The 11,067-nt window shown below is 62.8% G+C and carries 8 protein-coding genes; 4 read left to right on the top strand and 4 right to left on the bottom strand.

Annotated elements, in window-relative coordinates; genetic code table 11:
• Positions 1–719 precede the first annotated feature (719 nt).
• Positions 720–1,403, top strand: a complete 684-nt coding sequence (locus HDE77_RS13710; RefSeq protein ID WP_184418033.1) for a rhomboid family intramembrane serine protease — start codon at positions 720–722, stop codon at positions 1,401–1,403.
• A gap of 5 nt (positions 1,404–1,408) precedes the next feature.
• Here HDE77_RS13710 and HDE77_RS13705 read toward each other — a convergent pair whose 3' ends face one another.
• Together HDE77_RS13705 and HDE77_RS13700 are read right to left on the bottom strand one after the other, a co-directional pair.
• On the bottom strand, positions 1,409–2,143 hold the full coding sequence (locus tag HDE77_RS13705; RefSeq protein ID WP_184418031.1) for a glutamine amidotransferase: 735 nt from the start codon (positions 2,141–2,143) through the stop codon (positions 1,409–1,411).
• A 31-nt stretch (positions 2,144–2,174) separates the two neighbouring features.
• Positions 2,175–3,992, bottom strand: coding sequence for a GspE/PulE family protein (locus HDE77_RS13700; protein ID WP_184418029.1), 1,818 nt, complete (start codon positions 3,990–3,992; stop codon positions 2,175–2,177).
• A 97-nt stretch (positions 3,993–4,089) separates the two neighbouring features.
• Between HDE77_RS13700 and glyQ the strand changes: the two genes are divergently transcribed.
• Both glyQ and glyS read left to right on the top strand, forming a co-directional pair.
• Positions 4,090–5,031 (top strand): glycine--tRNA ligase subunit alpha, encoded by a 942-nt coding sequence (gene glyQ / locus HDE77_RS13695; protein ID WP_184418028.1) that lies wholly within the window; start codon positions 4,090–4,092, stop codon positions 5,029–5,031.
• Positions 5,024–7,198 carry a glycine--tRNA ligase subunit beta gene (glyS, locus tag HDE77_RS13690; RefSeq protein ID WP_221444279.1) on the top strand — a complete coding sequence of 725 codons (2,175 nt, stop codon included), beginning with the start codon at positions 5,024–5,026 and terminating at the stop codon, positions 7,196–7,198. The genes glyQ and glyS overlap by 8 nt, the downstream gene beginning before the upstream one ends.
• A gap of 69 nt (positions 7,199–7,267) precedes the next feature.
• On the opposite strand, the gene HDE77_RS13685 is transcribed toward glyS, so the two are convergent.
• Entirely contained in the window at positions 7,268–7,738 is a 471-nt protein-coding gene (locus tag HDE77_RS13685) for a transcriptional regulator (protein WP_255482713.1), read from the bottom strand.
• A 439-nt stretch (positions 7,739–8,177) separates the two neighbouring features.
• Here HDE77_RS13685 and HDE77_RS13680 point away from each other — a divergent pair, with 439 nt between their 5' ends.
• Complete coding sequence (locus HDE77_RS13680; protein ID WP_184418027.1) at positions 8,178–10,052, top strand: MFS transporter; 1,875 nt, start codon at positions 8,178–8,180, stop codon at positions 10,050–10,052.
• Positions 10,053–10,099: 47 nt separating this feature from the next.
• Here HDE77_RS13680 and HDE77_RS13675 read toward each other — a convergent pair whose 3' ends face one another.
• On the bottom strand, positions 10,100–10,969 hold the full coding sequence (locus tag HDE77_RS13675; RefSeq protein WP_184418026.1) for a beta-lactamase induction protein: 870 nt from the start codon (positions 10,967–10,969) through the stop codon (positions 10,100–10,102).
• Between the last annotated feature and the right edge of the window lie 98 nt (positions 10,970–11,067).

The following is an 11,067-nucleotide window of genomic DNA, read 5'->3' as shown; positions in this document are numbered from 1 at the left end:
ATTGAACAACCCTCACCGGAAACGGTGGGGGTTTTTCTTTGGTTGTTGCTGCCGCGATCGCAGATCGCGAGCTGCAACAGGTCACCGCCAGGGGCTTTATCCTGAAACACCCTCACCGGAAACGGTGGGGGTTTTTCTTTGGCTGTTGCTGCCGCGATCGCAGATCGCGAGCTGCAACAGGTCACCGCCAGGGGCTTTATCCAAGAAGGCCTCCCCAATCGGGGAGGCCTTCGTCTTTGTGCGATGTTGTTGCTGCTGCGATCGCAGATCGCGAGCTGGAACCGGTCACCGCCAGGGGCCTGTGTTGAACAACCCTCACCGGAAACGGTGGGGCTTTTTCCTTGGCCGCTTACCCAACAACGGCTGCGGCTGCCGGCTTCGCTCCTCCCCCTGCTTGCGGGGGGAGGCTGGGAGGGGGGGCTCTGCCGGATGCTGCAGTTCAAGAGCTCTACCCCACCCAAGTCCACCACGCGCGAACTCAGATGCTAGCTTCTGGCCAAGAAAAGCTGGTAACTCCACCTTCTGTTTCGGACATACCAAAGACGAACCGAAGGATGGAAACGGATCGCGACGTCGAAGATTTTTTGAATTCATCTCGAAGGAGCGTGCGTTGCCGAGTCTTCCAACGCCAGTGGCACTGACGCAACCCCGGTTGAGTCGCTTTCACCTATGATGGGAGACGCGCCGTCGTTACCGGGGTGTTCCCAGGGAGTGCGTCTTTGTTTGTGCATGTCGAAACCCGTCGCCGGCCCCGTTGGCACTGGGCAACCCTGCTGATCGTCAGTGTCTGTGTGCTGTGCTTCGTCGGTCTGGCGCTGGCACCGGCACCGCAACGGATTTCGTTCTTGCTGGAGTGGGGAACGGTACCGGCGAACATTTTCGACCCGCACGAGGCGTTACTGCCTCAGCTGACCGACCCTGCCTTGTTGCGGCTGTTCACGGCACTGTTCATCCATGTGACGTGGCTGCATCTGTTGAGCAATCTTTTGTTTCTGGCGATCTTCGGCTTGCCGGGCGAGCGAGCCCTGGGTTCGATGCGGTTTCTGTTGTTGTTCGTGCTCGGCGGGATCGTGGCGAACCTGATCGGCGCCTTGTCGCTGCAAGGCGTACGCCTGCCGATCATCGGCTGCAGCGGGGCGGTGTCGGCCGTCGTGGGTACCTACGTGGCGCTGTTCCCGCGTGCCAAGCTCGGCCTCGTTTTGCCGCTTGGGTTGTATCTGGAATTCGTGCGGGTGCCAGCGTTTCTGCTGATCGGCATCTGGGTGTTGCTGCAGTTGCTCTTCAGTTATGCCGGCCCCAGCTACGGCGCGTACGTCTGGTGGGCGCACATCGGTGGCTTTCTGTTCGGCCTGATATTTGCCCTGTTCTCACGCGATGCCGTTGCCCGCCGTCTGCGCGGATGAACGTATCAGCTCCACGCGGCGGCATTCGCCCAACCATGTTGATGGGCGAACTGCCGCAATAGCCGGCGCGCGACCGGCGTGGCGGCCACGTCACTGAAGGTCTGCCGGGGATCCGTGCCTTCGCGCCGCATGTCGGCATGTTTGCGCTTGATGTAGGCGCGCATCACGTCGGCATTGAACTCCGGGTGGAACTGCGTGCTGATCGCCTGCGGCCCATGCCGCAGCAACTGATGCGGATCGCGGGCGGAGCGGGCCAGCACAGCGGAGCCGCGCGGCGGTTCGAGCACGCTCTGTTCGTGGGTGGTGTGAGCGCGGAAGCTGCTGGGGAGCGTGGCCGCCAGAGGATCGGCGGCAGCGTCATGTAGCAGTTCGATCGGCTGGGTGCCAATCTCGCGTCCGCCGGGCAGGTAATCGACGCGTCCACCCAATGCATGCGCCATCAACTGATGGCCGTAGCACACGCCGAACAAGGGTAATTCGATGTCCATCGCCTGCCGGATCCAGCCGGCGGTGCGCTCGCTCCACGCGATGCGCTCGGTGACCATCGCGGCGGAGCCTGTGATCATGGCGCCGGCTACTTCCTGCGGCGGCGGCAATGCTTCACCAGCAGCGACATCGACCACGCGCACCTGCTGCGGCAGCAGTCGGGTGCAGATGCGGAACCAATGGGGAAAGTCGCCGTGCCGGCCACGGATATTGTCCGGCGCGCGGCCGGTGCGGATGATCAGTACTGGTTTCATGCAGGGTAGTTTGAGTACGTAATGGACGTCTTTAAGGCGGTGTGTCGTCGAAGGCTTCGATCGGTGGCAGGACGGTGAGGATTTCTTGCACGGTGGTCAGTCCGGCGGCCACCTGGTCGGCGGCCGAGATACGCAACGGGCGCAGACCCTCGGACAGCGCTGCCTGACCGAAGTTGCCCAGATCCAGCTGCGCCGAAATGAGCCCGCGCAGCCGTGGCGACACTTTCATCATTTCATAGATGCCCGTGCGACCGAGGAAACCGGTGTTGCGACATTCCAGGCAGCCGACCGGCTGGAACACCCTCTCCGGCACAGGGAGCGACCACCCGTGCGTGAGGACATTCCATGCCTGCGGATCCTGCGTGGTCGCCTGCTTGCAGTGCGGACACAGCGTGCGTACCAGTCGTTGCGCGACCACGCCGGTCAGGGTGGACTGGATCAGGTAATGCGGCACCCCAAGATCGAGCAGTCGGGTCACTGCGCTGGGCGAATCGTTGGTATGCAGGGTGGACAACACCAGATGGCCGGTGAGCGACGCCTGCACGGCCATCTGCGCCGTTTCCAGATCGCGGATTTCGCCAACCATGATGATGTCCGGATCCTGGCGCAGCAGCGTGCGCACACCGGCCGCAAAATCCAGATCGATCGCGGCATGCACCTGCATCTGGTTGAATTCGGGCGAGACCATCTCGATCGGATCTTCGACCGTGCACACGTTGAGTTCCGGCGTGGCCAGATGCTTCAGGGTGGAATACAGCGTGGTGGTTTTGCCTGAACCCGTCGGGCCGGTGACCAGTACGATGCCGTGAGGACGCTCCACCATCGTGCGCCAAAGGGCGGCTTCACTGGGGGAAAATCCGAGCTGCGCAAAATCCTTGACGACCAGGTCCGGGTCGAAGATACGCATCACCACCTTTTCGCCAAACGCGGTGGGCATGTTCGAGATACGCAGCTCGACTTCGCGGCCGGTGGCCGATCGTGTCTTGATGCGACCGTCCTGCGGCCGCCGCTTCTCCGCCACGTCCATGCGCGCCAGGATCTTGATGCGTGCCGTGACCGCGGTCATCACCGGCGACGGCAGCTCGAACACCTTGTGCATTCGGCCGTCGATGCGGAAACGGATGAGCCCGGTTTCGCGGCGCGGCTCCAGATGGATATCCGACGCGCGCTGCTCGAACGCGTATTGCAGCAGCCAGTCGACGATATGCACGACGTGGCGGTCATCGGCGCCGACTTCGCCGCTCTTGCCCAGCTCCACCAGCTGCTCGAAGTTGAGGATTGCGGCCGAACTGTCGCTGCCCTTCGCGTCCTGTGCCAGCTGGATGGAGCGCTGGACGCCGTAAAACTCCTGCAAGTAGCGGTTGATGTCGATCGGGCTGGACACCACGCGGTGCACGTCCCGCCGCAACATCTGCGCCAGATCCGCGGCCCATGCCGCATCGAATGGTTCGCAGGTGGCAAACGTCACCTCGCCTGCCGCTGCGGCGACCGGCAGGATCCGGTGGCGCTGGGCGTACGCATGACTCACGACCTGGGTCACCGACGAAGCGTTGATCTTCATCGGATCGATCTTCAGATACGGCAGTCCGGCATGGCCGGCCAGCCACTCGGTCAAGGCTTCCAGTTTCAGCGGTCGACCTGGCTCGCGCTGATTCGCCAGCTTCGCGTTCGCGATCAGCACCAGCGGATGCAATTCCACGGTGCTGCGGCCTGCGCGTACGCCCATGCGTACCTGCTTGGCGTCATCGGCCAGCAGATAGCCATCGACCACCAACGCGGCCAGCAGATCGTCCAGTTCCAGCCGGCCACGGCGGCCAAGCAGGGATGCGATTTGCGGTGATGCGGCCATCCAGAAGTGTCCCCCGTGATGCTGTTGCAGGCCGGAGCCCAGCGGGAAAGCAAGCTGCGGCTATACTAACGCGCTTTACCCAAGGTCACGGAAAACCATGTCCGCGCGCACCTTCCAGGATGTGATCCAGACCCTCAACCGCTACTGGGCGGCGCAGGGTTGTGTCTTGTTGCAGCCCCTCGACACCGAGGTCGGCGCAGGCACCTTCCACCCCGCCACTTTTCTGCGCTCGCTCGGTCCGGAGCCATGGGCCGCCGCCTACGTGCAACCCTCGCGTCGCCCCACCGACGGCCGCTACGGCGAGAACCCGAATCGCCTGCAGCATTACTACCAATACCAGGTGGTGATGAAGCCGAACCCGGAAAATATTCAAGAGCTCTACATCGGTTCACTGAAAGAGCTCGGACTCGATCCGCTGGTGCACGACCTGCGTTTCGTCGAAGACAACTGGGAATCACCGACGCTGGGTGCGTGGGGTCTCGGCTGGGAAGTCTGGTTGAACGGCATGGAAGTGACCCAGTTCACCTATTTCCAACAGGCCGGCGGACTGGAGTGCCGGCCGGTGACCGGCGAGATCACCTACGGTCTGGAACGCCTGGCGATGTATCTGCAAAACGTGGACAACGTGTATGACCTGGTCTGGACGACCGGTCCGCGTGGCACCGTGACCTACGGCGATGTGTTCCATCAGAACGAGGTCGAGCAGAGCACCTACAATTTCGAGCACGCGAATGTGCCTGAGCTGCTGCGCTGGTTCGACGTATGCGAAGCGACCGCGAACCAGTTGATCACCGCGAACCTGCCGCTGCCGGCTTACGAGCAGGTGATGAAGGCAAGCCACACGTTCAACCTGCTCGATGCGCGTCGCGCGATCGGCGTCACCGAACGCCAGCGCTATATCCTTCGCGTGCGCGCGTTGTCGCGCAGTGTCGCTGAAACCTATGTCGCGCAGCGCGAGAAACTCGGTTTCCCCGGGTTGAAGAACACGCCTCCCATGAGCGCGCATTCCGACAGCAGCAAGGAGCAGGTCCATGGTTGAGGATGCGATCAGGACCGGCAAACCACTACTCATCGAGATCGGGACGGAAGAGCTCCCCATCCATGCCGTCGATGAATTGTCGAAGGCGTTTTTCGATGCGATCGTGAAGGGGCTGGAAAGCCGCTCCTTCGGTGTCGGCGTCGTGCAGCATGGCAAAGGGCGGCGCGCTTTCTGCTCCCCTCGTCGTCTGGCTGTATATCTGCCCTGGGTGACCAGTTCGCAGCCCACATTGAATTCGGAGTCGCTGGGCCCGGCGGTATCCGTCGGCCTGGATGCGAACGGCGATCCCACGCCAGCCCTGCTGGGCTTTGCCGCGAAGAACGGTGTGAAGGTCGTCGATCTCGGGCGCATGCAGACGGACAAGGGCGAGCGCTTCATCTGTCGCACGACCAGGCCCGGACAGCCGCTCAGTGTTTTGCTGCCGGAAATCGTCAACGAAGCGTTGAAGTCTCTGCCGATCCCCAAGCCGATGCGCTGGGGTGATCACGAGTACAGTTTTGTGCGCCCGGCCCATTGGCTGGTGATGTTGCACGGCTCGGAGATCGTCGACGGCGAGGCATTGGGTCTCAAAAGTGGACGGAAATCGCGCGGCCATCGCTTCATGCATCCGCAACCAGTGCATCTGGCCGATGCCGACAGCTACCTGGATGCGATGCGTGCCTCGAACGTGCTGGCCGATCCGGCCGAGCGTCGTCAGCGCATCCGTGACGAGGTGGCCCGCGTCGCCAGCGAAACCGGCGGCGTGCCACGGCTGGACGACGCATTGCTCAATGAGATCGCCAACCTCACCGAGTGGCCGGTGGCGATTGCCTGCACGTTCGAGCGCGAGTTTCTCGCCGTGCCGCCAGAAGCGCTGGTCACCACGATGGAGACCAATCAGAAGTTTGTGCCGGTGTTCGATGCAGCAGGCAAGCTGACCCAGCATTTCATCGGCATCGCGAATATCGACAGCAAGGATCCGGGCGAGATCAGCAAGGGCTATGAGCGGGTGATACGCCCACGTTTTGCCGATGCGAAGTTCTTCTGGGACGCGGATCTGAAAACACCGCTGGCTGGCTATCAGGAACAGCTCAAGACCGTCACCTACCAGCAAGCGCTGGGCAGCCTGTGGGACAAGAGCGTTCGCGTGGCCGAGCTGGCCCGGATTATCGCCAATCGCGTCGGTGTCGATGCCGGAGCAGCGACCCGGGCGGCGAGTCTGAGCAAGTGCGATCTGCTGACCCGCATGGTCGGTGAATTTCCCGAACTTCAGGGCGTGATGGGGCGTTACTACGCCAACCATCATGGTGAGTCGCAGGATGTGGCGCAGGCGCTGGATAGCTATTACCAGCCGCGGTTTGGCGGTGACGCGATCGCCGCCGGCAGGGTCGGCCAGGTACTGGCTGTCGCCGAACGGCTGGACACCCTGGCTGGCATCTTCGCCGTCGGCATGAAGCCGGGCGGCAACAAGGATCCGTTCGCGTTGCGTCGAGCCGCGCTGGGACTGGGACGCACGTTGATTGAAGCGCGTATGGAGATCGATCTGCGCGGCAGTCTTGTCGAGGCGCTGGAGCTGCTGCCCGACAGCGCGCTGGCATCGGGTCTGAAACCTGGCAAGGACGGCAAGCTGCCTGTCTTGAATGCTGGCCAGCGGCGAGCGATCCTGGTCGATGAGTTGTATGACTTCGTGCTGGATCGTCTGCGCGGTTACTACGCCGATCAGGGTTTCGACAACGCGCAGTTTGAGGCCGTGCTGGCCGTGCAGCCACGCAGCCTGGCCGACTTCGATCGGCGCCTGCGCGCGGTGGCTGAGTTCGGTCGCCGCCCGGAAGCCGTCAGTCTGGCCGCCGCCAACAAGCGGGTCGCCAACATCCTGCGCAAACAGGCAGAGGAAGTCGGTGCGCCAGCCATCGGCCATGTGGTCGACCCCGTGCATTTCGAAGCGGATGCGGAGCGCGACCTGGCCGATGCGCTGGCGTCCGCACGGCGGGAGACGGCTGAATCACTGGACACGGGCGACTACGCCGCCGTGCTGGCCCGGCTGTCGCAACTGCAGGCACCGGTGGATACGTTCTTCGAGAGCGTGCTGGTGAATGCCGACAATCCGGCCGTGCGCGCGAACCGGCTGGCCCTGCTCGGGCAGTTGAAGGCGCAGTTCAGCGCGATCGCGGATATCGCGCTGCTCTAAGCATCAGTCGTCGCACAAACGAAAGCGGCAGCCGTGAGGCTGCCGCAGTTGATCGCGATACGAGGTAACTCAGGCCGTGGTCTGGCGACTCTGGCGAATCCGATCTGCCAGTCGATGATTGAACGTCACCATCGCACGGGTATCCACATTGTGGCCGCCGGGGCCGAGGATCTCGTAGAGGTCGGCCAGCATATCGGTGTTGTCGGCCAGCGTAAGGCGGCTATCGGCCAGCTCAAGCTCGGACTGCAGGATCTTCATCGCGGTGTTCAATCGTTGCCCATCCACACCGTTACCTTGCACGGGTAGTGCAGTCACCGCGGTCGAAGTGAGTCTGGCCCGATGCCGCGCTGAAACCGTGTCGGTGCTGTACTGATCGTCCCGGGTGTTGGCGTTGGCATCGATCTGAATCGCGCCCTCGCCCGCCACTAGCCAGACCAGCGAAATGCCCAGCGTACGCGCGAGGGTGACGCAACGTGCGCGGGAGGGATCGGTATTGCCATCGCGCCAGCTGCGAACCACGCCCTCGGAGAATCCGCACATGCGGGCGATCTCCGTCGCGCTTCCCACCCGCTGAATCAGCAATTTAATGCGATCGGAGAAGGTGCCCACAGGCACGGAATGAGCGGGTTGATGCATGTTCATGAGGGTGGCCGCGACAAGTGTGTAAGAGACGGATTACGCAAGATTATACGAAATCAATTGAGGCCAGCGTTACTCTAAGGCATCCCGCATTAATATATTGCGATATTGGCCTTATGTCGCAGGTAGTTACATATCTTTACTCGGCAACGCTTTACAGCTCGATTAGCCACCGCAGCGCGACCAGGAAGAGACTCTGCAGGGCAACGACTACAGGCCTTTGGATGCTGCGGCGCAATAAAACGCGGCGCCTGCAAACTTACAGGTTGGCGTCGTAGCGTAATCTTTGACAACGCGCTCGCCAGGCTTCAGGTTGACTCGAGCACTTCAAGGGGCAGGCATGAGCCAATTCGTACTGTTGGGCAAACGGCGTTTCGCGCCGTTCTTCTGGACCCAGGCGCTGGGGGCGTTCAACGACAACGCGTTCCGCAATGCGCTGGTCATGCTGGTGGCGTTCCAGATGGGACTGGATGACCACACGGTGTCGCTCTACACGAACCTCGCACCGGCCCTGTTCATCATTCCGTTCTTTCTGTTCTCGGCCACAGCAGGACAATTGGCGGAGAAGTACGAGAAGAGCCGGATCATCCGTTACATCAAACTGTTCGAGATCGGCGCGATGGTGCTGGCGGCCATCGGATTCCATACGCATCACACATCTTTGTTGCTGGTCGTGCTGTTTCTGATGGGGCTGCATTCGACGATGTTCGGGCCGATCAAATACGCGATCCTGCCGCAGGCGCTGCGGCCGACCGAGCTGGTTGGCGGCAACGGATTGATCGAAACCGGGACCCAGCTGGCGATCCTGATCGGCATGATCGCCGGCAGTGCGCTGATGCAAATCGCTGGCGTCGGCACACTGCTGGCCGGTGCGCTGACGATCGCGGTGGCCGTGACCGGCTATCTCGCCAGCCGGGCGATTCCGCCGGCGCCGGCCACCGCGCCGGAACTGAAATTCAACTGGAATCCCTTCAGCGAAACGGCGCGCGTGCTCGGCATCACCCGACAGGACCGGGCGGTGTTCAATGCGGTGCTGGGCATCTCGTGGTTCTGGTTCTTCGGCACCGTGCTGGTTGCGCAGTTGCCGAACTACACCAAGCTGAACCTGGGTGGCGACGGCTCGGTCAACATCCTGGTGTTGACGCTGTTCTCCATCGGCACCGGTATCGGATCTCTGCTGTGCGAGCGGATGTCGGGACGACGGGTGGAAGTGGGCCTCGTGCCGCTGGGCGCGTTTGGACTGACCGCGTTCGGCATTGACCTGTTCTTCGCGCGGCCGGGCGTTGCGCTGGTCCACGGTTTGAACTGGCTGTCCTTTCTACAGGCAGCGGGCAGTTGGCGCGTAGCGCTGGATCTGACTCTGATCGGCATGTTCGCCGGCTTTTATGTGGTGCCGTTGTTTGCCTTCATCCAGAGCCGTACGCCGCGCGATCGCCTGTCGCGCGTCATCGCCGGCAACAACATCATCAACGCGCTGTTGATCTGCTGTGCCGCCGGCTTCGGTCTGGGGCTGGGCGCGCTGGGTCTGGGCGCCCCTCAGATCTTCCTCGCCACGGCAGTGCTCAATGCGCTGGTGGCGCTGTACATCTTCACGCTGGTGCCCGAGTTCGTGATGCGTTTCATCACCTGGGTGCTGGTGAACACGTTGTATCGGGTACGCGTCGATGGCGCGCAGAACATCCCCGAGGAAGGCGCGGTGCTGCTGGTATGCAACCACGTCAGTTTCATGGATCCGCTGCTGCTGATGGCGAACTTGCGCCGGCCCGTACGCTTCGTGATGGATCACCGGATCTTCAACATCCCGCTGCTGCGCTTCGTGTTCCGCACCGCCAAGGCCATTCCGATTGCCGGTCACAAGGAAGACCCGCAAGTTCTGCAGCAGGCCTACGACGCGATTGATGAAGCGCTGCTCACTGGCGAAGTGGTGTGCATCTTTCCCGAAGGCAGCCTGACTCGGGATGGCGAAATCGCATTATTTCGACCGGGCGTGGAGAAGATCCTGGCACGACGATCGGTGCCGGTTCTGCCGATGGCGTTGCGTGGCCTGTGGGGCAGCGTCTGGAGCCGCCGCGATTCGATGCTGCATCGCGCGCGGCTGCCGCGGCGTTTCCGCGCGCGGGTGGAGCTTGTGATCGATGCGCCGGTGACACCGGGTCAGACCGACGCCGCCGCACTGGAAGTGCGCGTGCGCGAGTTGCGAGGTGAGCTGGCTTAGCGCCCTGCTCTTCCAGTCATTCGTCGCCGCACGCCATCACGACCGCGTTACGCCAGCCAGCCGCCCAGCACGATCAACGCAACCGCGCTCAGCCATGCCAGCAAGGCGCGCAGCAGGGCGCTGCGCAGACGCACCAGTTCGACCAGCGGATCGCTGCGTTCTTCGGCGTAGCCATCGCCGGCTTCAATGTCAGTGAGGATGTCGGCCTGCGCAGCGGCGCCCAGGAAATCCGGGCCGGAGGTGTACCAGCTGTTCGTCGTCGATTGCTGCTGCGAGCGACGCCAGGCGCCAATGACGGCCTCCCAATGGCCAACCACGGCGAGCGTGAACACCAGCAGCTGCGCCGGCAACCAGTCCAGCGCGTTGGCAAGGTAACGTGCCGCGGTGCGGGCCGCCTGATCCAGTCGCAGCGATTCATCGCGGCCCAGCGTCTGTGCCAAACGGTATAACAGGGCGCCGACGGGACCCAGCAGGAAAAACCACAGCAGCACGGCAAAGCGTCGGCGCAACGCCGCGTAGGCGATCGCCACGCCGAGGTCCGGTGCGTTCCAGGCGATCGTGTTGCCATCGTCGGCGAGTGCCTGTGCCGCGGCTTCGCGGCGGGCGCCATCGGGGGCATGCAGGATCGCTTCCAGATCACTCTCGAATTCGCGCGGACCGAAGCAGTACAGCAGCACGGCGAGGGAAAACAGCATCTGCAGCAAGTCGCCTGCCGGCAGGTACGTGAGTAGCCACGACAGCAGCAGACACAAGCCCAGCGGCAGCAGCAGAGCCAGCAGCATGCGCCCCGCCCCACTGGTATCCCCCAGTTGCGCGACCCAACGCCGGAACAGGCCGTCATCACGCCAGCGTGCAAGTTGTGGCATGACGTGCAGCAGGCCGAGGGCGATAAGGGCGGTAAGTAGGCGGATGGCCATGATGCAAGCTCGCGGGCGATGTCCGCATTGTAAGCGAGTGTTTGATCTCCCAGCAGATGTGACAAGGAGATGCCCGCCACGCGCTCTTGATGAGCACG

Origin of the sequence: Rhodanobacter sp. MP7CTX1 (genome assembly GCF_014205795.1) — a bacterium.
Taxonomy (GTDB): Bacteria; Pseudomonadota; Gammaproteobacteria; order Xanthomonadales; family Rhodanobacteraceae; genus Rhodanobacter.
Note: the sequence above shows the minus strand (reverse complement) of the source record. Positions and strands in the feature narration are given on the sequence as shown.

Excerpts from the sequence above, each read along its gene's own strand:
- glyQ (WP_184418028.1), top strand. The coding sequence starts at position 4,090 with ATGTCCGCGCGCACCTTCCAGGATGTGATCCAGACCCTCAACCGCTAC.
- HDE77_RS13675 (WP_184418026.1), bottom strand. The coding sequence starts at position 10,969 with ATGGCCATCCGCCTACTTACCGCCCTTATCGCCCTCGGCCTGCTGCAC.
- HDE77_RS13680 (WP_184418027.1), top strand. The coding sequence starts at position 8,178 with ATGAGCCAATTCGTACTGTTGGGCAAACGGCGTTTCGCGCCGTTCTTC.
- glyS (WP_221444279.1), top strand. The coding sequence starts at position 5,024 with ATGGTTGAGGATGCGATCAGGACCGGCAAACCACTACTCATCGAGATC.
- HDE77_RS13700 (WP_184418029.1), bottom strand. The coding sequence starts at position 3,992 with ATGGCCGCATCACCGCAAATCGCATCCCTGCTTGGCCGCCGTGGCCGG.
- HDE77_RS13705 (WP_184418031.1), bottom strand. The coding sequence starts at position 2,143 with ATGAAACCAGTACTGATCATCCGCACCGGCCGCGCGCCGGACAATATC.
- HDE77_RS13685 (WP_255482713.1), bottom strand. The coding sequence starts at position 7,738 with ATGTGCGGATTCTCCGAGGGCGTGGTTCGCAGCTGGCGCGATGGCAAT.